Origin of the sequence: Pseudonocardia sp. MH-G8, from assembly GCF_002262885.1 — a bacterium.
Lineage (GTDB): Bacteria > Actinomycetota > Actinomycetes > Mycobacteriales > Pseudonocardiaceae > Pseudonocardia.
Window position 1 is genome coordinate 52165 of sequence record NZ_NKYF01000017.1, and the last position, 23396, is coordinate 75560.

24 protein-coding genes are annotated in these 23396 nt (G+C 72.5%); 18 read left to right on the top strand and 6 right to left on the bottom strand.

Annotation, left to right across the window (positions count from 1 at the left end; translation table 11 throughout):
- Positions 1-67: 67 nt before the first annotated feature.
- The 4 genes from CFP66_RS29925 to ligD all read right to left on the bottom strand — a co-directional run bounded on the left by CFP66_RS29925 (position 68) and on the right by ligD (position 4730).
- Entirely contained in the window at positions 68-412 is a 345-nt protein-coding gene (locus tag CFP66_RS29925; RefSeq protein ID WP_094928565.1) for an RNA polymerase-binding protein RbpA, read from the bottom strand.
- Between the two features lie 243 nt (positions 413-655).
- Positions 656-1981 (bottom strand): MFS transporter, encoded by a 1326-nt coding sequence (locus CFP66_RS29930; protein ID WP_233159822.1) that lies wholly within the window; start codon positions 1979-1981, stop codon positions 656-658.
- 9 nt (positions 1982-1990) lie between these two features.
- On the bottom strand, positions 1991-2791 hold the full coding sequence (locus tag CFP66_RS29935; RefSeq protein ID WP_094928566.1) for a glycerophosphodiester phosphodiesterase family protein: 801 nt from the start codon (positions 2789-2791) through the stop codon (positions 1991-1993).
- Between the two features lie 25 nt (positions 2792-2816).
- A complete protein-coding gene (gene ligD, locus CFP66_RS50445) occupies positions 2817-4730 on the bottom strand; it encodes a non-homologous end-joining DNA ligase (protein WP_369805201.1) in 1914 nt (637 codons plus the stop codon).
- 77 nt (positions 4731-4807) lie between these two features.
- On the opposite strand from ligD, the gene CFP66_RS29945 reads away from it, so the two are divergent.
- From CFP66_RS29945 to CFP66_RS29955, 3 genes are all read left to right on the top strand, one after another.
- Positions 4808-5005: a bacterioferritin-associated ferredoxin gene (locus CFP66_RS29945; protein ID WP_094928567.1), complete on the top strand. Its 198-nt coding sequence runs from the start codon at positions 4808-4810 to the stop codon at positions 5003-5005.
- A gap of 110 nt (positions 5006-5115) precedes the next feature.
- A complete protein-coding gene (bfr, locus tag CFP66_RS29950; RefSeq protein WP_094928568.1) occupies positions 5116-5601 on the top strand; it encodes a bacterioferritin in 486 nt (161 codons plus the stop codon).
- An 84-nt stretch (positions 5602-5685) separates the two neighbouring features.
- Positions 5686-6711 (top strand): iron-siderophore ABC transporter substrate-binding protein, encoded by a 1026-nt coding sequence (locus CFP66_RS29955; RefSeq protein ID WP_198961754.1) that lies wholly within the window; start codon positions 5686-5688, stop codon positions 6709-6711.
- 26 nt (positions 6712-6737) lie between these two features.
- Here the strand turns inward: CFP66_RS29955 and CFP66_RS29960 are convergent, their stop codons facing one another.
- Positions 6738-7721 carry an aldo/keto reductase gene (locus CFP66_RS29960; protein ID WP_094928569.1) on the bottom strand — a complete coding sequence of 328 codons (984 nt, stop codon included), beginning with the start codon at positions 7719-7721 and terminating at the stop codon, positions 6738-6740.
- Between the two features lie 51 nt (positions 7722-7772).
- The gene (locus CFP66_RS29965; RefSeq protein ID WP_233159823.1) at positions 7773-8243 is read right to left on the bottom strand and encodes a MerR family transcriptional regulator; all 471 of its coding nucleotides are present in this window, start codon (positions 8241-8243) and stop codon (positions 7773-7775) included.
- 51 nt (positions 8244-8294) lie between these two features.
- Between CFP66_RS29965 and CFP66_RS29970 the strand changes: the two genes are divergently transcribed.
- The 15 genes from CFP66_RS29970 (at position 8295) to CFP66_RS30040 (ending at position 23350) form a co-directional block, all read left to right on the top strand.
- Positions 8295-8780 carry a helix-turn-helix transcriptional regulator gene (locus CFP66_RS29970; protein WP_198961755.1) on the top strand — a complete coding sequence of 162 codons (486 nt, stop codon included), beginning with the start codon at positions 8295-8297 and terminating at the stop codon, positions 8778-8780.
- Positions 8781-8785: 5 nt separating this feature from the next.
- A complete protein-coding gene (locus tag CFP66_RS29975) occupies positions 8786-9196 on the top strand; it encodes a VOC family protein (protein WP_198961756.1) in 411 nt (136 codons plus the stop codon).
- Positions 9197-9245: 49 nt separating this feature from the next.
- Positions 9246-11654: an excinuclease ABC subunit UvrA gene (locus tag CFP66_RS29980; protein ID WP_094928572.1), complete on the top strand. Its 2409-nt coding sequence runs from the start codon at positions 9246-9248 to the stop codon at positions 11652-11654.
- A gap of 152 nt (positions 11655-11806) precedes the next feature.
- Positions 11807-12529: a TetR/AcrR family transcriptional regulator gene (locus tag CFP66_RS29985; protein ID WP_233159824.1), complete on the top strand. Its 723-nt coding sequence runs from the start codon at positions 11807-11809 to the stop codon at positions 12527-12529.
- A gap of 87 nt (positions 12530-12616) precedes the next feature.
- Complete coding sequence (locus CFP66_RS29990; RefSeq protein WP_094928573.1) at positions 12617-13237, top strand: VOC family protein; 621 nt, start codon at positions 12617-12619, stop codon at positions 13235-13237.
- Positions 13234-13494, top strand: a complete 261-nt coding sequence (locus tag CFP66_RS29995; protein WP_094928574.1) for a hypothetical protein — start codon at positions 13234-13236, stop codon at positions 13492-13494. The genes CFP66_RS29990 and CFP66_RS29995 overlap by 4 nt, the downstream gene beginning before the upstream one ends.
- Positions 13491-14753: an alpha/beta hydrolase gene (locus CFP66_RS30000; RefSeq protein ID WP_094928575.1), complete on the top strand. Its 1263-nt coding sequence runs from the start codon at positions 13491-13493 to the stop codon at positions 14751-14753. The genes CFP66_RS29995 and CFP66_RS30000 overlap by 4 nt, the downstream gene beginning before the upstream one ends.
- 5 nt (positions 14754-14758) lie before the next feature.
- Positions 14759-15331 (top strand): flavodoxin family protein, encoded by a 573-nt coding sequence (locus CFP66_RS30005; RefSeq protein ID WP_094928664.1) that lies wholly within the window; start codon positions 14759-14761, stop codon positions 15329-15331.
- 2 nt (positions 15332-15333) lie between these two features.
- Entirely contained in the window at positions 15334-16458 is a 1125-nt protein-coding gene (locus CFP66_RS30010) for an FAD-dependent monooxygenase (protein ID WP_094928576.1), read from the top strand.
- 19 nt (positions 16459-16477) lie between these two features.
- Positions 16478-18139 (top strand): AMP-binding protein, encoded by a 1662-nt coding sequence (locus CFP66_RS30015; RefSeq protein WP_094928577.1) that lies wholly within the window; start codon positions 16478-16480, stop codon positions 18137-18139.
- 5 nt (positions 18140-18144) lie between these two features.
- Positions 18145-19134, top strand: coding sequence for an AraC family transcriptional regulator (locus CFP66_RS30020; RefSeq protein ID WP_143517422.1), 990 nt, complete (start codon positions 18145-18147; stop codon positions 19132-19134).
- A 61-nt stretch (positions 19135-19195) separates the two neighbouring features.
- Positions 19196-20380: a cytochrome P450 gene (locus CFP66_RS30025; RefSeq protein ID WP_094928579.1), complete on the top strand. Its 1185-nt coding sequence runs from the start codon at positions 19196-19198 to the stop codon at positions 20378-20380.
- Entirely contained in the window at positions 20377-21318 is a 942-nt protein-coding gene (locus CFP66_RS30030) for a PDR/VanB family oxidoreductase (protein WP_094928580.1), read from the top strand. The genes CFP66_RS30025 and CFP66_RS30030 overlap by 4 nt, the downstream gene beginning before the upstream one ends.
- Before the next feature lie 23 nt (positions 21319-21341).
- The gene (locus CFP66_RS30035; protein ID WP_094928581.1) at positions 21342-22652 is read left to right on the top strand and encodes an MFS transporter; all 1311 of its coding nucleotides are present in this window, start codon (positions 21342-21344) and stop codon (positions 22650-22652) included.
- Positions 22653-22834: 182 nt separating this feature from the next.
- Positions 22835-23350, top strand: a complete 516-nt coding sequence (locus tag CFP66_RS30040) for a putative immunity protein (RefSeq protein WP_094928665.1) — start codon at positions 22835-22837, stop codon at positions 23348-23350.
- Positions 23351-23396 lie beyond the last annotated feature (46 nt).

Here is a 23396-nt window from a genome sequence, read left to right on the forward strand (position 1 = left end):
CGGCCGCAGAGGCTGCACGCGAAAGAGCCGGGCACCCCGAAGGGTGCCCGGCTCTTGTCGGATTCGATCAGGCGATCTCGCGACGCCGCTCGGCCAGCAGCTCGAGGCGCTCGTTGAGCAGCACCTCGAGGTCGGCCACGGAACGCCGCTCGAGCAGCATGTCCCAGTGCGTACGCGGGGGCTTCGCCTTCTTCTGCTCGGGCTCAGCGCCGTCGATGAGGCGCGAGATGCTGCCGTGCAGACGGCACTCCCAGGTGCCCGGAGCCTCGGCGTCGCCCGCGAAGGGCACCTCGAACTCGTGCCCGCGCGGGCACGCGTAGCGCATCGACTGCCGCGGCGCGAGGTCGTGGTTGCGGTCCGTCTCGTAGCTGACAGCCCCGAGCCGGCTGCCACGGAGCACGCGGTCGGCCATGCGTCTTCCTCCCTACCGGGGCCGAGGGAGCCTCCCTCGGCCATCACCACCGGGTGTAACGTCTGCTGCACAGCCGTTCATTCCCGCCATTGCGGACGGCACCTGACCGGGTGTGGTCGACATGCGATCACACCGGACGAGCGTCGTCCCGATGCCTGAGTGTCCCCGATATGGCGCCGCTACACACGCAGTTGTGACCTGTCAGCCAACTGTGACTTATGTCACGCCCCGCTGGGCTGGTGTTCACAACACCGCCGAAATTCCGTTACCCGAGGACATCCGCGGTGGCCGGACCGGCCACAACGCCACCAGGCCGAGGGTCAGGACCAGCAGGATCCCCACGATTCCGGCGCGTTGCGCGCCGAAGACGGTGACCGAGAGGCCGAACAGGGCGGGCGAGAGGAAGGACACCGCCCGGCCCGTGGTGGCGTAGAGGCCGAAGAGCTCCCCCTCGCGGCCGGGTGGGGCGAGCCGGGCGAGGAACGTCCGCGACGACGACTGCGCGGGCCCCACGAACAGGGTGAGCAGCAGCCCGAACACCCAGAAGGCCCGGGGACCGGACACGAACAGCAGCACCACCCCCGCTGCGATCATCCCCAGCAGCGCGGCGACGATGACCGGCTTCGGGCCGACGCGGTCCTCGATCCGCCCGCCGGCCAGTGCGCCCAGCGCGGCCACGACGTTGGCGGCGACCCCGAACAACAGCACGTCACCGGCGCCGATCCCGTAGACGCCGACCGCGAGCACCGCCCCGAACGTGAAGACGGCGGCCAGCCCGTCGCGGAACAGGGCGCTGGCGCCCAGGAAGAAGACCGTGTGCGGCGCCTGGCGGTAGAGCGCGCGCAGATCGGCCACCAGCGCCCGGTACGAGCCGGCGACCCCGAGGTGGGCCGGCCGGTCCGGGGCGGGCTCCACCTCGGGTACCGCCGCGAACAGCGGCAGGGCGAACGCCAGGAACCACACCGCCGCGACGAGCGCCACCAGCCGGATGTGGAACCCGTCGGCCGTGGGCACGCCGAGGAACCCGGCCCGCTCGCCGTCGCCTCCCGCGATGAAGCCGGTGTAGACGACCAGCAGCAGCACGATGCCGCCGAAGTAGCCCATCGCCCAGCCGAAGCCGGAGATTCGGCCGATCGTGGCGGGCGTCGCCACCTGGGACAGCATCGCGTTGTAGGACACCGACGCGAGCTCGAACACGATCGACCCGAGGCCCAGCAGCACGAGGCCGAGCCACAGGTGTCCGGCGTCGTCGCGGACGGCGAACAGCCCCGCCATCGTGATGATCGTGAGCCCGGTCCAGACGCCGGTGGCGAACTTGCGCCGGCCCGCGGTGTCCGCGCGGCGCCCGAGCACGGGGGCCAGCAGCGCGATCAGCAGTCCGGCGGCGCCGATCGCGTAGCCCAGCGCGGCGCTCGCCTCCGGCCTGCCGTCGCCGACGGCATCGGTGAGGTAGACGGAGAAGACGAAGGTCAGGATCACCGCGTTGTAGGCGGCGGAGCCCCAGTCCCACAGCGCCCACGCCACGACCATCCCGCGGTGGACGGGCGCGGGCTGCACGGCGGACTGCACGTGCGGAGGTTAGACCGCCTCCTGCCACGCACCGCGGGCGTGCAGCACCTCGCGCAGCACGTCGGGGCGGTCCGAGAGCAACCCGTCGACACCCAGGTCGAGCAGGGCGGCCATCTCGTCCGGACGGTCGACCACCCAGACGTGGACCTCGCGGCCGTCGACGTGCGCGGCCCGCAGGAGTGCCTCGTCCACCACGGTCAGCGGGCCGAACCGGCGAGGGAGCTGGGCGAGGTCACCCGTCGACGGTGGGGCCGGCAGGCGCCGCAGCGGGCCGGGCAGCGCGTCCAGCCATGCGCGCGAGCGCAGCCCGAACGCCGCACCCTGGGCCATCGAGGTGCACAAGCGCGGTCCCGCGGCGGCACGGGCCCGGCGCAGCCATCCGTCGTGGTAGCCGCCCAGGCAGACGCGGTGCCAGCTGTCGGTCCGCTCCAGCACCGCGAGCACCGGCTCCACCGCGGCTCCGGCCTTCAGCTCCACGGTGATCCGGGTGTTCGGCAACTCGGTCAGCACCTGCTCGAGCCGTGGGATCGGTTCCCTGCCGTGCACGCGCACGTCGGCGAGGGCCGCGGCGGACCGCAGGCGGACAGGGCCGGTGCCGTCGGTGGTGCGGTCCAGCACGACGTCGTGGTGGACGAACGCGACGCCGTCCGCGCTCGCGTGCACGTCCATCTCGAGGTAGCCGAACCCCTCCTCGACGGCCCGGCGGAACGCTGCCATGGTGTTCTCGAAGCCCGCGAGCTCGCCGATGTGCCAGCCTCGGTGGGCGTAGGCGCGCGGGTAGGGGCCGTCGAAGTAGGGGTGGTGCGGCACCCGCGCAGCCTCGCAGAGGGGCCGGTCAGCCGCGACGGGGCAGGCGTTGCGGTTCGGTGAACAGCGGCGCGAGCAGGTCACCGTGCGCGGCGAGGCGCGCCGGCAGGTCGCTCGCGGTGAACACCAGGTCGTCCGGGCGCCGACAGGATCGCACCTCGTCCCAGGTGATCGGGGTGGCGACGGTGGGGCGGGCCCGCCCGCGCAGCGAGTAGCTCGCGATCGTGGTCTTGTGCGGGTTGTTCTGGCTCCAGTCCACGAACACCTTGCCGCGACGGCGCGCCTTCGCCATCACCGCGGTGACCCGGCCCGGGGTCTCCCGGGCGAGCTCCTCGGCCAGCGCCTTCGCGAACTCCGAGGTGCGTTCGGCCCGCGCGACCGTCACGGGGAGGTAGAGCTGCAGGCCCTTCCCGCCACTGGTGCGCGGGTAGGCGCGCAGGCCGTCCTCGGCGAGCCGGTCGGCGATGCGCTCCGCCACCCGCGCGCAGTCGACGACCGTGGTGCCCTCGCCCGGGTCGAGGTCGAACACCACCAGGTCGGGCAACTGGTGGCCACCGCGTGGACCCACCCGCCACTGGGGCACGTGCAGCTCCAGAGCGGCCAGGTTCGCCGCCCACGCGAGCCCCTCGACGTCGTCGATCAGCGGGAAGTCCGCCTTCTCCGACCGCCCGCCGGGGGTGCCGACGCGGGCGGTGCGGATCCAGCGCGGCGCGTGCCGGGAGACGTTCTTCTCGAAGAACGACGAGCGTTCCACGCCGTCCGGCCACCGCACGAGCGTGACGGGCCGGTCGCGCAGATGCGGCAGCATCACCTCGGCGACCGCCAGGTAGTGCTCCAGCACGTCGGCCTTCGTGGTGCCCGTGAGGGGGTAGAGCACCTTGGCGGGGTTGCTGAGCGTGGCGCGGCCGACCCGGTCCGCCCGCTCCGGCCGGGGCGCGGGCGCCGCGGTGGCCGCCGCCGCGGTGTCGACCTGGACCCACCGCGCGCTGCGCCGGCCCGGCTCGTAGGGCGAATCCGGGTCCTTCGCGACGACGTGGGGAAGGCCCTGCCCCTCGGCGGCCGCGAGCACCTCGGCGCCCGCGTCGGGGAAGACGGGCGCGAGCCGCCAGCGCGGACCGTCGAGGGGCAGGCCCTCCAGCAGCGTCCGCCGCTCGCGGAACGGCAGGGGGCACGTGTCACGGCCGTCGAGGTGCAGCAGGTCCCCGATCCACAGCTGCGGGAGCTCCGGCGGGCCGGTCAGCTCCCCGTCCATGAGCACCTGCGTGGCGCCCAGCGACGGGCCCAGTTCGCGCAGCCCGGGGGCGGCGACCTCGTCGCCGCCGGCGTCGGTGAGGTCGGCGCGCCCGCCCTCGACCCGCACGATCACGCGTTGGCCGCCGAACCCGACCTGCGGCCACCAGTCGCCCTCGACCGGGAACGCGCCCGGCGTGGCGCGCATCGGCAGCACCTCGTGGGGGAGCGGCTCGCGGCCTGCGTCGCGGTCCGAGCGGCGCAGCAGCCAGCCGTCCTTCCCGCTGCCGCCCCGGTCGGTGCGGATGAACACGAACCGCCCGGACGCCCGCGCGCCGCGCAGCCGCACGATCACCTCACGGGGGTTCCACTTCTCCGTCTCGTAGGTGCCGGTGTCCCAGATCGTCATCGCGCCACCGCCGTACTCGCCTGCCGGGATCTCCCCCGAGAACTCCAGGTACTCGATCGGATGGTCCTCGGTGCGCACGGCCAGCCGGATCGTCTCCGGGTCGGGCGGCAGTCCCTTCGGCACCGCCCACGAGGCCAGTACCCCGTCGCGTTCGAGCCGGACGTCCCAGTGCAGCCTGCGCGCGTGGTGCTCCTGGATGACGAACCGGTCGCCCGGGCCCTGCGGGCGCACCGGATCGGCGTCGGGCACCGGTTCCGGTGTGCGCCGCGCGTCGCGCTTGCGGCGGTACTCGTCGAGCGGCACGGGCTCAGGCTAGTTCTTGCGTCCAGCCGGATCGGGATGTGAACATAGGCTTGCCTTGCCACAGTGGAGGAGAACCTGTGTACGTGTGCATCTGCCACGCCGTGCCGGACACCGAGATCCGGTCCTGCATCGCGCGCGGCGCCCGCACCGTCGAGGAGGTCGGCGACGCATGCGGCGCCGGCACCGGATGCGGCTCGTGTCACGACCACATCGACGTCTTCCTCGCCGCCGCCCACGCACCGTCACTGATCGCCGAGCTGCCCTCCACGGCCTGAACCGTCGCTGAGGTTCGCCTGACCTGCGCAAAGGCGACACTGGCTCCGGCGGCCCGTGCACGCGGCGCTAGCGTCGCGGTTCCCCACCGGGCCGACGAAGCGAGGACACCATGCGTGGCGACGCCGAGATCATCGCGCTGCTCAACGACCAGCTCACCAGCGAGCTCACTGCCGTCAACCAGTACTTCCTGCACGCCAAGATGCAGCAGAACTGGGGGCTCACCAAGCTCGCCGCGTACACGCGGGCGGAGTCGCTCGACGAGATGCGCCACGCCGAGCGGATCACCGACCGCATCCTGTTCCTCGAGGGGCTGCCGAACTACCAGCGCCTCTTCTCCCTGCGGATCGGCCAGACCGTGCGCGAACAGCTGGAATCCGACCTCGCGATCGAGGTCGAGGTCGTCGAGCGGCTGCGGCCGGGCATCACGATGTGCCGGGACAAGGGCGACCACACCACGGCCACCCTGTTCGAGGAGATCCTCGCCGACGAGGAGCACCACATCGACTACATCCAGACGAACCTGGAGCTGATCGACAAGCTCGGGGAGCAGCTCTACCTCGCGCAGCTGGTGGACCAGCCCCCGACCGCGGGCTGACCCGGCACGACATCCCGCTCTTGCTATCGTCCTCCCGACCGTAGGTTAGGCAAGCCTTTCTCGGAGGATGACGTGGTCGGACGGGTGTCCGTCGTGGCAGGCGCGGTGCTCGGCGCACTCGCCACCCTGGCGGGGTGCGCGAGCGCGCCGATCGAGGCCTCCGGGCGGCTGGAGCCCGCCACCGAGGTGGCCGCGCCACCCGGCCCCACGCAGATCCCCGCGGGCATGGGCGCCGCCGAGCCCGAGGGCAGGTTCCCCCGCACGATCACCCATTTCGGCGGGAGCACGACGATCCCGGCGCCGCCGCAGCGGATCGTCGTGATCGCGACCGGCCAGACCGACGCGATCCTCACGCTCGGCGTCGTGCCGGTGGGGGTCGCCCACGGCGACGACGCCGACCTGGTGCCCCGGTACGTGCAGGAGGCGTTCCCCCAGCACGCGGAGCAGCTGGCCGCAGTGGCCCCGGTGGGTTCCCGGCAGAACCCGAACCTCGAGGCGATCGCGGCGCTGCTGCCCGACCTGGTGCTCGCGAACGCCGCCGCGTCGCAGGAGCTCTACCCGGTGCTCTCCGAGATCGCGCCCACCGTGCTGGTGGAGGGCACCGGGGTGAACTGGAAGCAGGATTTCCTGCTGCTGGCCGACAGCCTCGGGATGCAGGACCACGCCCAGGCGTTCCTCGACGGGTTCACCGCCGACGCCGCCGCGCTCGGGGCCACCGCGGGAGAGGAGACCGTCTCGTTCGTCCGGGTCACCGCCGACCGCACGCGGGTGTTCGGCCTCGCGTCGTTCATCGGCTTCGTCGCCTGGGACGCCGGCCTCGTCCGCCCCGAATCACAGCGGTTCGACGCGACGTCACGCGACCTCTCGCCCGAGGAGCTGGCGCTCGCCGCCGGCGACCGCATCTACTACTCCGTGCAGGGCGCCACCACCGAGGCGCAGGCCGCGGCATCGGCCACGCTGGGCAACCCCCTCTGGCAGACGCTCCCGGCGGTGCGCGACGGCCACGCGGTGCTCGTCGACGACGACCCGTGGTACCTCAACGCCGGTCCGACTGCCGCCCGGCTGGTCCTCGGCGATCTCGAAACCACCCTCGGCGCGGGGGAGAGCTGAGGAACCGGCCACGGTGGCTGACGGCGTCACGCGCCCGGGCTCTGGCCCCTGACCCAGCCCATGTCCGGGTAGCGATCGCCCGCGGGGCGCAGCGCGGAGAGCGCCGCGAGCTGGTCGGCCGTCAGCGTGACGGCGTTCGCCCCCAGGTTCTCCGCGAGGTAGGTGCGGCGCTTGGTGCCCGGGATCGGCACCACGTCCGCTCCCTGGGCGAGCAGCCACGCGAGGGCGACCTGGCCGGGCGTCGCACCGGCGGCGGTGGCGATCTCCCGGACCGTCGCCACGAGCGCGAGGTTCGCCTCGAGGTTCGAGGCCTGCCACCGCGGCAGGGTGCGGCGGAAGTCGCCGGCGTCCAGCTCGGTCGTCGCCGCGGCCGCGCCGGTCAGCAGGCCGCGGCCGAGCGGGCTGTAGGGCACGAGACCGATGCCCAGCTCACGGGCGGCCGGGACGACCGTGTCCTCCACGTCCCGGCTGAAGATCGACCACTCCGACTGGACGGCACTGATCGGGTGCACCGCCTGGGCGCGGCGCAGCGTCTCGGCCGAGGCCTCGGAAATGCCGAGATGGCGCACCTGCCCGCGCTGCACCATCTCGGCCATGGCGCCGAGCGTGTCCTCGATCGGCACCGTGGGGTCCACGCGGTGCAGGTAGTAGAGGTCGATGGTGTCGACGCCGAGCCGTCCCAGCGACGCCTCCACGGCCTTGCGCGCGTACTCCGGTGACCCGTCGAGGCCCACGATCTTGGCGTCGACGTCGGTGAGGATGCCGAACTTCGTGGCGATCGAGACCTCGTCGCGGCGGGTCCGCAGCACCTCGCCCACCAGCTGCTCGTTGGCGCCGTTGGCGTACATGTCGGCGGTGTCGAGCAGCGTGACGCCGCCGTCGATCGCCGCGTGCAGGGTGGCCAGGGACTCGGTGCGGTCACCGCGACCGTAACCGTGGTTCATCCCCATGCAGCCCAGGCCCAGGGGAGCCACGTGCAGGTCGCGCAGGGTGCGGGTGGATGTGGGCATGACGAGATGACCTCCGTGCTCGAGGGTGTGGTGGGGAAGGGGGAAGGCTGCTCAGCCGGAGCAGCGCCCGCCGTACGTGGCGATCTTGTAGTCGATCACGGACAGTGCGAAGTCCAGCTCGTCGCGCCGGCGCCGGACCTTCGCCCGGTGCGCGTGCAGCAGCGTCAGCCGCGCGTCGACGGTGCCGTCGCCCTCTTCGACGAGCCGGATGTAGCTGGTGATGTCAGCGATCGACATCCCGGACAGCCGCAGCCGGGTGAGGAAGACGACCCGGCCGAGCGCCCGCTTGTCGTAACGGCGCTGCCCGGACGCCGAGCGGGGCACGTCGACGAGCCCGATCCGCTCGTAGTAGCGCAGCGTGTGCGCCGAGACGCCGATCAGATCGGCCGTCTCGGCGACCGTGAGCGGCAGCCGGACGGCGTCGTCGACCGTGACGGACGCCGCGAGGACGTCGTTGAGGTCCGGGAGCCCGTCGGTCCCGGCGCGGTCGATCAAGCCGTTCAGCAGCTCGGTGGTGCTCACGGGAAGAACGGTAGGTCTTCGAGCGCACTCGAAGTCAATCCGAACGCGTGCATGGGGCGACCGGGCACGCCGTGGCACGATCTGCCTGTGACCAGCACGCCCGCCGCGACGCAGCACCTGCGCGATCTCGCGCGGTTGCGTCGCGTCCGCGACCGGATCGACCGGGAGTACGCCAAGCCGCTCAACGTCGAGGCGCTCGCCCGCGGCGTGCACATGTCGGCCGGGCACCTCAGTCGCGAGTTCCGGCGTGCCTACGGGGAGTCGCCGTACTCCTACCTGATGACGCGGCGGATCGAGCGCGCGATGGCGCTGCTGCGCCGCGGCGACCTCAGCGTCACCGAGATCTGCTTCGCGGTGGGCTGCTCGTCGCTGGGGACGTTCAGCACACGCTTCACGGAGCTGGTCGGGATGCCGCCCAGCGTGTACCGCCGCGAGGCCGCCAGTGAGGCGGCGGGGATGTCGCCCTGCGTGGCGAAGCAGGTGACCAGACCGATCAGGAATCGAGAAGCACCGGCCCCCGCGCCGGACCTAGCGTGACCGCCATGGACCTCACCATTCACCAGGCCTTCCTCCCGCACGACGACCCGGCCGCCACCCTGGCGTTCTACCGCGACACCCTCGGCTTCGAGGTGCGCAACGACGTCGAGTACGGCGGGATGCACTGGATCACGGTCGGCCCGGCGGAGCAGCCCGGCACCTCCATCGTGCTGACCCCACCCGCCGCCGACCCCGGCATCACCGACGACGAGCGCCGCACGATCGTCGAGATGATGGCCAAGGGCACCTACGCTGGCATCAACCTGGCCAGCAAGGACCTCGACGCCACCTTCGAGCGGTTGCAGGCCGGTGACGCCGAGGTCGTGCAGGAGCCGACCGACCAGCCGTGGGGCACCCGTGACTGCGCCTTCCGCGACCCCGCGGGCAACATGATCCGCATCTTCGAGGTGCGATGACGCGAGGCATGACGGCCGGAAGCTGTGGCACGCACGAGATGGAGACGCAATGAGCACCAGCACCAGCACGCGCTCGGACCTGCTGTCGGCTGGGCTGCACGCCGCCGACAGCCACGATCTGATCCGTGTCCACGGCGCGCGGGAGAACAACCTCAAGGACGTCCACGTCGAGCTCCCGAAGCGCAGGCTGACGGTGTTCACCGGAGTCTCCGGCTCGGGCAAGAGCTCGCTGGTGTTCGCCACGATCGCCGCGGAGTCGCAGCGGATGATCAACGAGACCTACAGCGCGTTCGTGCAGGGCTTCATGCCGACGCTGGCCCGGCCCGACGTCGACGTGCTCGACGGGCTGACCACGGCGATCATCGTCGACCAGGAGCGGCTCGGTGCCAACCCACGCTCCACCGTCGGCACCGTGACCGACGCCAATACGATGCTGCGCATTCTCTTCAGCCGGGTCGGGCAGCCGCACATCGGCTCGCCCCAGGCGTTCTCCTTCAACGTCGCCTCGATCAGCGGGGCGGGTGCGGTCGAGTTCGAGCGCGGCGGCCGGACCGTCAAGGAGCGCCGCGAGTTCAACGTCGTCGGCGGTCAGTGCCCGCGCTGCGAGGGTATGGGCCGGACCTCCGACTTCGACCTCACGCAGCTCTACGACGACAGCTTGTCGCTCAACGAGGGCGCGCTGCTGATCCCCAACTACACCGGCGACAGCTGGTACGGCACGATCTTCCGGAAATCGGGCTTCCACGACCCGGACAAGCCGATCCGCAAGTACACGAAACGCGAGCTGAACGACCTGCTCCACAAGAGCCAGACGAGGATCAAGGTCGACGGCGTCAACGTCTGGTACGAGGGTCTGATCCCGCGGATCCAGAAGTCGATGCTGGCCAAGGACCGGGAGGCGCTGCAGCCGCACATCCGGGCATTCGTGGACCGGGCGATCGCTTTCTCCACGTGCCCGGAGTGCGAGGGCACCCGCCTGTCCGAGACGGCGCGATCGTCCACGATCCGCGGGATCTCCATCGCCGATGCGTGCGCGATGCAGATCAGCGACCTGGCCGAGTGGGTCCGCGGTCTCGACGAGCCGTCCGCAGGGCCGCTGCTCGCCAAGCTCCTGCACACGCTCGACTCGTTCGTGGGGATCGGGCTGGGCTACCTGTCGCTCGACCGGCCGTCGGGCACGCTGTCGGGCGGCGAGGCGCAGCGCACCAAGCTGATCCGCCACATCGGCTCCGCGCTCACCGACGTCACCTACGTCTTCGACGAGCCCACCATCGGCCTGCACCCCCACGACGTCGAGCGGATGAACGACCTGCTGCTGCGGCTGCGGGACAAGGGCAACACGGTGCTCGTCGTGGAGCACGAGCCGGAGACGATCGCGATCGCCGACCACGTGGTCGACCTCGGCCCCGGTGCGGGTGCCGAGGGCGGCACGGTCTGCTTCGAGGGAACGGTCGACGGCCTGCGGGTCAGTGGCACCGTCACCGGCCGCCACCTCGACGACCGGGCCGCTCCCAAGGAGACGGTGCGGACGCCCACGGGAAGGCTGGAGGTCCGGGGCGCGACCACGCACAACCTGCAGTCCGTCGACGTCGACATCCCGCTCGGGGTGCTCTGCGTGGTCACCGGCGTGGCCGGCTCCGGCAAGAGCTCGCTCGTGCACGGATCGATCCCCGCGCGGGAGGGTGTGGTGTCGATCGACCAGAGCGCGATCAAGGGCTCGCGGCGGAGCAACCCGGCGACCTACACCGGGCTGCTCGACCCGATCCGCAAGGCGTTCGCGAAGGCCAACGGGGTGAAGCCGGCGATGTTCAGCGCCAACTCCGAGGGCGCCTGCCCCGCCTGCAACGGCGCGGGCATCATCTTCACCGAGCTGGGGTTCATGGAGACCGTCTCCACCACGTGCGAGGAGTGCGAGGGGAAGCGGTTCCAGGCGGCGGTGCTGGAGTACCACCTCGGCGACCCGGACAACAGCAAGAACATCAGCGAGGTGCTCGCGATGTCGGTGACCGACGCGCTGGCGTTCTTCGGCGCCGGTGGCGCCCGCATACCTGCCGCGCACGCCGTCCTGACACGTCTCTCCGATGTCGGGCTCGGCTACCTCTCGCTGGGCCAGCCGCTCACCACGCTGTCCGGCGGCGAGCGGCAGCGGCTCAAGCTGGCCACCCGCATGGGGGAGAAGGGTGGCGTCTACGTCCTCGACGAGCCGACCACCGGCCTGCACCTCGCCGACGTCGAGCAGTTGCTCGGCCTGCTCGACCGGCTCGTCGACTCCGGCAAGTCGGTCATCGTCGTCGAGCACCACCAGGGGGTGATGGCCCACGCCGACTGGATCATCGACCTCGGCCCGGGCGCAGGCCACGGCGGCGGCCGGATCGTCTTCGAGGGCACCCCCGCCGAACTCGTCGCCGCCCGGTCCACGCTCACCGGGGAGCACCTGGCGGACTACGTGGCCGGCTGAGCCGATCGCGCGCGGAGCACCCCGGCTAGGCTTCCCGGGGTGAGCAGCGTCCTGTGACTCAGGACGCGCTGCGCACGGTCGTTGCGCGCGCCGGGTTGTGCGGCGTGACGTGGGAGAGCTGAGCAGGCGAGCCTTCCGATTACGGTGGCCGGGTGACGGAGGAGGCCAAAGCGGCCCGGCGAGACGGTGGGCCGCGGCGCAAGCTGTTGATGAGCGAGATCCTCGAGCGGGCGGTGGGGCTGTTCGCGGAGCGCGGCTACGACGGCACCACCCTGCAGGACGTGGCGGACGCGGTCGGGTTGAGCAGGCCCAACCTCTACAACTACGTGCGCAGCAAGGAGGAGCTGCTCGTCGCCATGGTCGAGGCGACGAGCCAGGAGGCCGCGGCCACGCTGCGCGCGGTCCGCGAGCGCGCGGACCTGAACCCCTCCGAGAAGCTGCGCACGCTCGTGCGGACCCTCGTCCTGCAGCGCGCCGCACAGCCCGCCCAGTTCCGGACGCTGGACCGCAGCGAGCAGTCGCTCCCCGCGGAGATCGCCGAGCGGCACCTGGGCGCCCGCCGTGCCGTCCTGAGCGAGATCACCGGCGTGCTCGACGACGGTGTCACCGCCGGGCTGTTCCGTCCCCTCGACAGCCGGATCACCGCGTTGTCGATCATCGGCATGTGCAACTGGGTGGCGTGGTGGTTCCACCCCTCGCCCGCGCACCCGGCCGAGCCGGTGGCCGAGCAGATCGCGGAGAACGCCCTCGCCATGGTGGCCCGCCCCGACGGGCGGGTCCCGGACGCGCCCACTCCGCTCGGTGCCGCCGCGCTGCTGCAGCAGGACCTCGACTACCTGACCCGGCTCCTGCGGAGCGAGGCCGACGAGACGTAAGCGATACAGCTCCGTCAGTATCTTGACGAGTGTGCCAGGCCGGTCTTACGGTTCCCGGACACGGTTCGTCACGAGAGGAGCTGTCCGATGTCCGCCCAGCCATCCCCGGAGCGGGACCCGCTCGCCCACACGGTGCGCGGGGTCGACCACGCCGCGTTCCCGACGTTCGACCCGCGCGCCACGATCACCTTCTACCGGGACGTGCTGGGTTTCCCGGTGGTCCACGCGACCTGCGCGCTCGGCTGGGGCCCCGGCGACCACCCGGACTTCATCCACTTCTTCTTCGACATCGGCAACGGCGACCGGTTGGCGTTCTTCTACTACTTCGGCGTGCAGCCCTACCGGGACACCGCGATCCCGGAGCTGATCCACCGGGCCCGGCACCTCGCGATCCACGTCGACTCCGAGGAGCACCTGCTGGAGTACCGGCGCCGGCTCGACGCGAGCGACTGGCCCTGCGAGCTGCAGGTCCGTCACGAGACGGTCGAGTCGATCTACGTCACGGACCCCAACGGCTACCTGATGGAGATCACCCGCCCGCTGCGGGCGATCACCGTCGAGGACGACATCGACGCGAACGTCAGCGTCGACGCGCTGATGGACGTGGCGGGCGACGAGGACCCGACGCTGGAGAAGTTCTTCGCCCGCAAGGCGGCGCTGATCGCGGAGCGGTACGCGGGCGAGGCCGAGCCGGTGACGTTCGCGTGACCACCCTGTTCGTCCTCGACGTCGAGGACTTCCGCCCGCTCGCCGAGGTCGCGAGCAAGGACCCGGACACGACGATCCGCCGCCGCGGCCCCTACCTCGAGGTCGAGGCCCCCGGGGAGATCCGGATCGAGCGTGGCGCGACCGGGTGCCGCAACGCGGTCTGGTACAGCTCGGTCGCCGCCGTCGAGGGCGGCCGGGTGGCGCGGTGGGACAAGGTCGAGCTGGTCGTCGAGCCGGCCACCGGGGACGGGCCGTGAGCCCGCTCGCCGTGGATCGCCTCGGTGCGGGCCGGGACGTCGACACCGCCGCGCCCCCCGCGGGTGTCACGACCAGCACCCACCAGCTCACCGCCGCGGACGGCGCGAAGGTCGAGGGGGTGCTGCACGCCCTCGACGCGGCCACCACCGTGGTCACGGTCATGCACCCGCGGCAGTCCATGACCCACCACCCGATGATCCCGCTGTTCCTGCAGGCCGGCGTGTCGGTGTGGACCCAGGGCACCCGCTCCCCGAACAACGACATCGCGCTCGTGCACGAGCAGGCGCTGCTCGACGCCGCGGCGGGGCACGTGTTCCTGCGCGACCTCGGGTTCGCGTCGGTGCTGAGCTTCGGGCACTCCGGCGGCGGCACCCTGTCGGCGTTCTACATCGAGCAGGCCGCCCTCGAACCGGAGACCCGGATCGACGTCACCCCGGCCGGCCGCCCGGTCCCGCTCCCCGGCACCCGGATGCCGCTCCCGGACGGGGCGATCTTCCTGGCCCCGCACCCGGGGCAGGGTCAGGTGCTGCGGCACTGCATCGACCCGTCGGTCACCGACGAGACGGACCCGATGTCGGTGGATCCCGCCCTCGACATGTACGCGGCGCGCAACGGGTTCGCCCCGCCGCCCGAGCCCAGCCGGTACTCCGCGGACTTCCTGGCGGCGTACCGGGCAGCGCAGGGAGAACGGATCGCCCGGATCGACGCCCGCGCCACCGAGCTCGCCGCGGACGCCGCGCGGGCCAGGGCCCGGTTCAGCCGCAGCGGCGACCCCGCGGACCGCCGGGCGGCGCTCGCCCCCCGGATCCTCACGACCTACCGGACCGACGCCGACCCGGCCTACGTGGACCCCTCGATCGACCCGAACGACCGGCACTACGGATCGCTGTTCGGCCGGCGCCCGGACCTGATCAACTACGGGCTGGTCGGCTTCGGCAGGCTGACCACCCCGGATTCGTGGCTGTCGACCTGGTCGGCCCACCACACCAACGCCGACTTCGTGCGCTGCGCCGCGGGGGTCCACGTCCCGACGCTGTACCTCGAGTTCAGCGGCGACCAGGCGGCGCGGCCGGAAGCGGGCGCACGGATGGTCGCCGCGGTCGCCGCCACCGACACGACCCGGCACGTCGTGCGCGGGCAGCACTTCGGCCAGCCCGTCGCCGAGGGGGAACCGACGGGGTACGTCGCCGCCTCCGCGCACGTCGGCCACTGGATCGCCGCTCGGTTCCCGACCGCGCCACCACACGGAGAGAGGTGACCCACGTGGGCTCCATCGGAGTCGTCTACGACAGTGGCTTCGGCCACACCGCCGCCCAGGCACGGGCGGTGGGCGAGGGCGCGGCATCGGTCGCCGGCGCCGACGTCGCGCTGTACTTCGCCGAGGAGGTCGCCGCCGACCCCCGGCAGCTCGACCACTGCGGCGCGCTGATCTTCGGCACCCCGACCTACATGGGCAGCGGCTCGGCGGTGTTCAAGACGTTCATGGAGGCCAGCTCCAAGATCTGGCTGGACCAGGGCTGGAAGGGCAAGCTCGCCGCCGGTTTCACCAACTCCAGCGGGCACTCCGGCGACAAGCTCAACACGCTGACCCAGCTCTGGCTGTTCGCGATGCAGCACGGGATGGCCTGGATCGGCCTCGGACTGCTGGACGGCAACGGGCGCAGCACCGGCTCCGACGCCGAGCTCAACCGGCTCGGCGCGTACGCCGGTGCGATGGCCCAGTCCAACTCGGACCAGGGACTGGAAGGCATGCAGGACAGCGACCTGCGCACGGCCGCGGCGCTCGGCGAGCGCGTCGCGCGGCACGTGGCGATCTGGCAAGGAGACGGGCGGTGAGCATGCGGATCCTGGTGGTCGGCGGCGGCCCGGCCGGCCTGTTCTTCTCCCTGCTCGCCCAGCGGGCGGTGCCGGACGCCACGGTGCACGTCCGCGAGCAGAACCCGCCCGGGGTGACCTACGGGTGGGGTGTGGCGTTCAGCGAGAGCGCCGCCGCCGCGCTGCGCCCCGCTGCGCCCGACGTCGTCGACGCCCTGACCGCGGGGATGAGCCACGAGCAGATGGTGCTGAGCCTCGACGGCACCGGCGTGGCCGTGAACGTCGGGCGCAGCCACCTCAACGCCCGCTGGTCGCTCCTGGCCTCCCTCGAGCGGATCGCCCGCGAGGCCGGGGTGCGCATCGAGCACGACCGCGCCGCCGACGTCACGGAGGCGGAGCTGGACGAGTGGGACCTGGTCGTCGCCGCCGACGGGGTGAACAGCCGCACCCGGGAGCGCTTCGCCGAGCACCTCGTGCCCAGCGACGAGCTGGGCACCAACTGGCTGGCCTGGTACGGCACCCCGAAGCCCTACCCGCCGTCGATCATCCTGCGCAACAGCGAGCACGGCCTGCTGATGAGCCACGCCTCGCAGTTCTCCGCGGAGATGAGCAACTTCACCGTCGAGGTCGGCCAGGAGACGTTCGACCGGCTCGGGTTCGCCGACATGACAGAGGACGACTCCCGGGCGCTGTGCGAGGAGCTCTTCGCGGAGTCCCTCGACGGGGCGCCCCTGCAGAGCAACCACTCCCCGTGGTTCCGGACGAAGTTCCTCAGCTGCGCGCACTGGACCCACCGCAACCTCGTCCTCATCGGGGACGCGCTGCACACCGTCCACCCCTCGATCGGCTCCGGCACCCGGTTCGCCATGCGGGACGCGGTGTACCTGATCCAGGCCATGGCCGGGTCGGCGTGGGACGTCGAGGTCGGGCTCAAGGAGTTCGAGCGCAGCCGCAAGCCGGTCGCCGACTCCTTCCAGGCCGCCGCCAAGCGCAGCATCGACTGGTACGAGGGCCTGCCCGGCCGCACGATCACCCACCCCACGAAGTTCGCCCTCGAGTACCTCATGCGCACCGGCCGGGTCTCCTACCGGGAGTTCCGCAGGCAGAACCGCGACGTGGTGCTCGGCTACGAGCGCGACCTGCGCTGACCGACGAGAGAGACGTGCGATGACGCTCGCTTCCGACGCCAAGATCGTCCGCTATGCCCCCGAGGTCGAGGCCCGTTACGTCCGCGAGGGCCTCTGGGAGCCCCAGACGATCGCCCAGCACCTGCACGCGATCGCGCGGCACCACCCCGACCGGGACGCCGTGGTCTGCGGCCCGGACCGCATCACGTTCGCCGAGCTGGACCGCATCACCGACCTGCGCGCCGCAGGCCTGCTCCGGCTCGGCCTCGAACCCGGCGGCGCGGTGCTGCTGCAGTTGCACAACACGCTGAACACCGTGGTGGCCTGGTACGCGCTGCTCAAGGCCGGTCTCGTGCCGGTCTGCACGCTGCCGCTGCACCGCGGCCACGAGATCTCCGAGATCGCCCGGCAGACGAACCCGGTCGCGCACCTCGTCGCGGCCGCCGATCCCCGCTTCGACCTGGTCGCCTTCGCCGTCGCGCAGGCCGCGGGCACCGAGCGGGCCGTCCTGGTCTCCGACGGGGATCCCACCGACCCCCGCGCGGTCGCGCTCGACCGGCTCGGCGACGACATCGATCCCGCGCAGGCCCGCAGCCTCGTCGAAGACATCCAGGCCGGGCTCGGGCTGCAGTCGTTGGCGGTGTTCCAGCTCTCCGGGGGCACCACGGGCGTGCCCAAGGTGATCCCGTGCCTGCAGGCGCCGTACCGGCTCTACGGCGCGAGCCTGGCCCGCGCCATGGGCTGGGGCGCCGGCGACCGCATCGCGTTCATGATGCCGATCGTGCACAACGCGGGCGTGATCATCGGCCTGCAGGGCCCGCACAGCGTCGGCGCCACCCTGGTCCTCGGCACGCCCGACGCGAAGACCGCGATCGACCTCGTCGTGGGCGGCGGGGCCACCGACGTCCTGCTCGGCCCCTTCGCCTACGACGTCGCGCTCGACGAGGGCCTGCGCGCCGCGCCGACGCTGCGGCGGGTGCTGTTCAGCGGGAAGAAGGTCCCCCGCGGGCACTTCGACGTGCTGGAGTCGCGGGGGATCTGGGCGGGTCAGATCTTCGGGATGAGCGAGGGCCTGTGCCTGATCACCCCGCTCGACCACCCCCTCGACGCCCGGGCCGAGAGCGTCGGCGTGCCGATCTCGACCGCCGACGAGATCCGGCTCTACGAGCCCGGCACCGAGGACGAGGTCGCGCCCGGCGAGGTGGGGGAGCTGTGCACCCGTGGGCCCTACACCCTGCTCGGCTACTACGACGCCGCCGAGCACAACCGCCGGGCCTTCACCGCCGACGGCTTCTACCGGACCGGTGACCTGATGGCCGAGCGGGTCATCGACGGCGCCCGGTGCTACACCGTCGAGGGCCGGATCAAGAACATGATCAGCCGCGGTGGCGAGAAGATCAACACCGAGGAGGTCGAGCTGCTGCTGGCCTCCCACCCCGCCGTCGCGGAGGCGGCGCTGGTCGCGATGCCGGATCCCCGGCTGGGCGAGCGGGCCTGTGCGTTCGTCGTGACCAGGGACGGCTCCGCGCTCGACCTCGCGGAGGTCCGCGGGCACTTCGAGGAGCGGCAGGTCGCCAAGTACAAGTGGCCGGAGCGGGTCGTCGTGCTGGCGGAGATGCCGCGGGTCAGCCAGGTCGGCAAGATCGACCGTCGGCATCTGCGGGAGCTCGCCGAGGGCCTGGGCCCCGAACCGCGGGCGTGACGGGCGTGAGGCCGGCACTGCCGCTGCGCCGGCACGCCCGGCTGCGGACCACCGCCCTCGACGAGGCGCAGGAGGCGGCGGGGCGGGTGATGTCGGCGCACCGGCTGCGGGCCACGCGGCCCCGGGAGTTCGGCTCCCGGCTGCACGCCGTCCGGATCGGCGACTCGACGTTGCTCTCCGCGCTCTACGACGGCGCGGCCGAGGTCACCGCCGGCGTCCCGATGGACTACTACACCCTGCTGCTCGTCCTCAGCGGCGGCCTGGACGTCGAAGGGGAGGCGGGCACCGGCCGGATCGGCGCCGGGCGGGCCTGCGTGATCTCGCCGGGGGAGCGGTTGCGGCTGCGGTTCGCGCCGGGGACGGCGCAGGTCGCGGCGAAGCTGCCCCGCGCGGTCGTCGAGCGGGGCTACACCCGGATCGGCGCCGAGCCCGCCCGCGGGCTGGTCTTCGGACTGACCGTGCCGGACGACTCCGCCTGGACCGGCGTCCTGCGCCTGGCGGTGTCCACGGTGGACCGGTTCGACAGCGGGATCCTGCCCGCAGGCGCCGGGCTCGAGCTCGAACGGATGCTGGTCACGTCGCTGCTGCTGGCCCAGCCGCACGATCGGGCGGAGGCGATGCTGCGCGGCGGCGGGGCCCGCGGGTACCGCGCGGCGGGCGTCGCCGCGGAGGCACTCGCGGGCGACCCCGTGGCACCGCTGCGGCCCGAGGAGCTCGCCCGGGACGCGGGGGTCTCGCTGCGCACGCTGCAGGAAGGCTTCCGGAGCCGGTTCGGCGCCTCGCTCACGGGTTACCAGCGCGAGCTCCGGCTGGAACGCGCCCACCGGGCCCTGTCCGCGCCCGGCGGCACGGGCACCGTGGCCGACGTGTCCCTGGCGTGCGGGTTCCTCCACCTGGGCCGGTTCGCCCGCGACTACCGGCTGCGCTACGGGATCACCCCGTCGACCACCCTGCACGCCTCGCGCGGCGCGGACAGCGCCGCGCGAGGTGGATAGACCCCTCCCGTGGCGAGAGCGACGCTGGATCGACCCGTCAGTGCAGACGAAGGAGTCTCCCGTGACCAGCACCGATCGCGCCTTCGACCACCTCGACGGCACCCTTTCCGCCACCGAGGTCCGACGCGCCCACGCCGACATGCGCGAGGCCTGCCCGGTGGTCCACAGTGACCGACACGGCGGGTTCGACTACCTCACCCGCTACGAGAACGTCCGCGGCGCGTTGACCGACCCGGCGTCCTTCTCCTCCGCGGACGGAGTGAAGATCCCCACCAGCGCGCTGCGCCCGCGCGTCCCGGCACTGGAGTTCGACGATCCGGAGCACGCGCAGTGGCGTCGTGTCCTGGACGGACCGCTGACGCCGCGCGCGGTGAAGGCGCTCGAGCCGGTGATCACCGCGGTCGTCGACCTGCTGATCGACGACTTCGCCGCCGCGGGCACGGCCGACCTCGTCGACCAGCTGGCCGAACCGCTGCCCGCGATCGTGATCGGCCGGATGATCGGGCTCGACCAGGGCGAGGCCGTCCGGGCGCGGGGGATCGCCGCCGCGCTCTACGCCGCCATGGGCTCCGTCGCGTTCCCCGCGCGGTACGCCGAGTTCCACGAGACCACCCAGCGCTGGTTGGCCGATCGCCGGGAGCGCCCGCGCGAGGACCTGCTCACCGAGATGGCGAGCGGGGTCGTACAGGGCAAGGTGATCGACGAGGCCGGTGCCACCGGTCTGCTGCTCGCCTACATCGTGGGCGGTCACCACTCCACCGGATCGGCGCTCGGCGGGCTGATCCGGCACGTCCTGACCCTGCCCGGCCTGCGGGACGAGCTGCGCGCCGACCGGCGCGGCCTGCCCCGGGTGATCGAGGAGAGCCTGCGGCTCACCACCCCGCTGCAGCTGTTCGCCCGGACCCTGCGCTGCCCCGTGCAGGTCGGCGACCGCGAGCTTCCCGAGGGGGAGCGGGTGCTGCTCGACCTCGCCGCCGCGAACCGCGATCCGCGGGAGTTCCGCGATCCGGAGACGTTCGACCGCGCCCGCACGCGCAATCGGCACGTCGCCTTCGGCGCCGGAGCGCACGTGTGCCAGGGCCAGCACCTCGCCAGGGCCGAGCTGCGGATCGCGCTGGGCAGGCTCCTCGACCGGCTCCCGGACCTGCGGCTGGACGGCGACCCGGTCGAGAGCGGCCTGGTCGGCGGTTCCCTGATGACCCACTACGCCCTGCCCGTCTCCTTCACCCCGGAGGGCGCCCCGTGAGCGAGGTCAGGGTCGTCGTCGACGGGCGCAGCGTGCTCGCCGAGGACGTGGTGGAGTTCGCCCTGCGTCCGGTGGCCGGCGGGGAGCTGCCCGCGTGGGAGCCCGGCGCGCACGTCGACGTCGTCACCGGGGACGGGCTGGTCCGCCAGTACTCGCTGTGCGGCGATCCGGCCGACCGCACCACCTACCGGATCGCGGTGCTGCGACAGGCGGACGGCCGGGGCGGCTCGGCGTGGCTGCACGACCGGCTGGACGTGGGGGACGAGGTCACGCTGCGCGGGCCGCGCAACCACTTCCCGCTGGAGCCCGCGGCGAGCTACCTGTTCCTCGCCGGCGGCATCGGGATCACCCCGCTGAGGACGATGGTCCGGCAGGTGTCGTCCTCCGGCGCTGCATGGACGCTGCACTACGGCGGCCGCACCCGGACCTCGATGGCGTATGCCGCCGAAATCGGTGCCGTCGACGGGGGCCGGGTCACCCTGGTTCCCCAGGACGAGACCGGCCTGATCGACCTCGACGCCGCCGTCGACGCCGCGCCGCCGGGCACCGCGGTCTACTGCTGCGGTCCGGAACCGCTGATCGCCGCGGCGGAGGCCGTGTGCACAGCCCGCGGGTTGCCGCTGCGCACGGAGCGGTTCAGTCCCACGGAGATCGCCCCCGACGCCGTCGACACCGCGTTCGTCGTGGAGCTGGCGGCCAGCGGTGGGGAGCTGGCGGTCCCCGCCCACCGGTCGATCGTCGACGTGCTGGTCGAGGCGGGCGTCGACATCCTCACCTCCTGCGAGGAGGGCACCTGCGGCACCTGCGCGACGGCCGTCCTCGCGGGCACCCCCGACCATCGCGACTCCGTCCTCACCGACGAGGAGCACGCGGCGGGCGACCGGCTGCTGCCGTGCGTCTCCCGCGCCCGCTCCGCCCGGCTCGTGCTCGACCTGTGACACCTTCCCCCGAGAGGACGACGATGTCCGACACCCGCGCTCCCGGAGCCACCGCGGGGACGACCAGTCCCTGGCGCGTCGCGCTGGCCGGCCTGATCGGCACCACCATCGAGTGGTACGACTTCTTCATCTACGCGCTGGCCGCCACGCTGGTGTTCGGCCCGCAGTTCTTCCCGAGCACGTCGGACGTGGCGAGCACGCTGGCGGCCCTGTCGACGTTCGCCATCGGCTTCGTCGCCCGGCCCATCGGCGGGGCACTGATCGGGCACTTCGGCGACCGGGTCGGCCGCAAGCGGATGCTGGTGCTCTCCCTGCTCGTGATGGGGGTCGGCACGGCGCTGATCGGCATCCTGCCGACCTACGAGACGATCGGCGTCGTCGCGCCGGTCCTGCTGGTGCTCATCCGGCTCGCCCAGGGCCTCGCGGTCGGCGGCGAGTGGGGCGGCGCCACCCTGCTGGCGCTCGAGCACGCCAGCACCCCGGCCCAGCGCACGCTGTTCAGCTCGCTGCCCCAGGTAGGGCTGCCGCTCGGCGTGGTGCTGTCCAGCATGGTCTTCCTCGTGGTGCGGCTGGGCACGGGAGACGAGGGCTTCGTCGGCTGGGGGTGGCGGATCCCGTTCCTGGCCAGTGCCGTGCTCGTCGTCGTCGGCCTGGTGATCCGGCTGAAGCTGGACGAGAGCCCGGAGTTCGAGCGGCTCCGCGCGCAGAACACCGTCCGTCGGGCCCCGATCGCCGACGTGTTCCGCGCCCCGAAGATCTGGGTCCCGGCCTCCGGGATCACCATCGCCGCGTCGGTGCTGGGCAACCTGCTCCTCGCGTTCGTGCTGGGCTACGCCGCCCAGGCCGGGCTGCACAGCGCGTCGGCGATGCTCACGGTCACGATGGTCGCGGCGGTGCTGTGGGCGCTCGCGCTGCCGCTCGCGGCCGTGCTCGCCGGACGGCTCGGCCGCAAGCGGGTGCTCGTCGCCGGGATCGTCGCCATGGGAATCTGGGCGGTCCCGTACTTCGCGCTGGTCCAGTCCGGATCGGGGGTCGGCCTCTACGTCGGCTCGATCGTCGCGGCACTCACCATCGCCCTGATGACCGGTCCCTACGGCGCCTACCTGACCGAGGCGTTCCCCACCGAGATCCGCTACAGCGGCGCGTCGGTGGCGTACGGCATCGGCGGCCTGCTGGGCGGTGCCTTCGCCCCGATCATCGCGACCCTGCTCGCGACCGCCTCCGGCGGGCTCATCGCGGTGGCCTGGTACGTCGTTGCCGCCGCACTGGTCAGCCTGGTCGCCACGCTGACCTTGCACAGCCCTTACCGGCCGGTCGCCCCAGCGGTGGTGTGACCGCGCCGGCGGTCGCGGCACCGGACGCGTCCAGCGCGTAGCACCGGCCATACCCTGGAGGAACAGGCCGCCCTCCGGCCGGGGGCACACTTCGGGTTCGGGGTCGTCCGATCTTCGAGATTATGACAGTTGTTGCCCGGCCACCCAGGGTGCCGCCGCTGACGGAGGAGGAGCTGCCCGGCATGATCCTGTCGAAGGTGCGTGACCCGCGTTTGGTGACCCTCCGCCGCGGCGGGACCCTGACGGATCCCGATCACCACCTGCTGGCCCTCTGGGCAGCTTCCTGCGCCGAGCACGTCCTGCACCTGTTCGAGTCCGCTCACCCCGGGGATCCGCGACCACGCCAGGCGATCGAGCACGTCCGGGCCTGGGTCCGTGGCGAGGTCGGGATGATGGCGTCCCGCGCCGCCGGTGGCCATGCCATGGGGGCGGCACGCGACAAGCGAGGGGCAGCGCGCCATGCCGCGTATGCCGCCGGCCAGGCCGGGGCGGTTGCCCACGTCGCCGCCCACGAGCTCGGCGCCGCTGCCTACGCGATCAAGGCCGCGCGCGCTGCCGCTCCGTCCGGCGGGTCCGAGGCCGCGGGTCGACTCGAGTGCCGGTGGCAGCGCGACCTGCTCCCGGAGGCGATCCGCGAACTCGTGCTCGATGACCAGCGGCTGCGCAACGACATCTGCTGGTCGGTTTTCGACTGCTGAAAGGGGCGAGGTCGTGGCCGACGAGTCGAAGCCGGGGGAGCGGGGA

Bases quoted from the DNA above. Each gene is read 5' to 3' on its own strand.
- CFP66_RS30010 (WP_094928576.1), top strand. From the start codon at position 15,334: ATGCGGATCCTGGTGGTCGGCGGCGGCCCGGCCGGCCTGTTCTTCTCC.
- CFP66_RS29980 (WP_094928572.1), top strand. From the start codon at position 9,246: ATGAGCACCAGCACCAGCACGCGCTCGGACCTGCTGTCGGCTGGGCTG.
- CFP66_RS30035 (WP_094928581.1), top strand. From the start codon at position 21,342: ATGTCCGACACCCGCGCTCCCGGAGCCACCGCGGGGACGACCAGTCCC.
- CFP66_RS29960 (WP_094928569.1), bottom strand. From the start codon at position 7,721: ATGCCCACATCCACCCGCACCCTGCGCGACCTGCACGTGGCTCCCCTG.
- CFP66_RS29970 (WP_198961755.1), top strand. From the start codon at position 8,295: ATGGGGCGACCGGGCACGCCGTGGCACGATCTGCCTGTGACCAGCACG.
- bfr (WP_094928568.1), top strand. From the start codon at position 5,116: ATGCGTGGCGACGCCGAGATCATCGCGCTGCTCAACGACCAGCTCACC.
- CFP66_RS29975 (WP_198961756.1), top strand. From the start codon at position 8,786: ATGGACCTCACCATTCACCAGGCCTTCCTCCCGCACGACGACCCGGCC.
- CFP66_RS30040 (WP_094928665.1), top strand. From the start codon at position 22,835: ATGATCCTGTCGAAGGTGCGTGACCCGCGTTTGGTGACCCTCCGCCGC.
- CFP66_RS29925 (WP_094928565.1), bottom strand. From the start codon at position 412: ATGGCCGACCGCGTGCTCCGTGGCAGCCGGCTCGGGGCTGTCAGCTAC.
- CFP66_RS30015 (WP_094928577.1), top strand. From the start codon at position 16,478: ATGACGCTCGCTTCCGACGCCAAGATCGTCCGCTATGCCCCCGAGGTC.
- CFP66_RS29990 (WP_094928573.1), top strand. From the start codon at position 12,617: ATGTCCGCCCAGCCATCCCCGGAGCGGGACCCGCTCGCCCACACGGTG.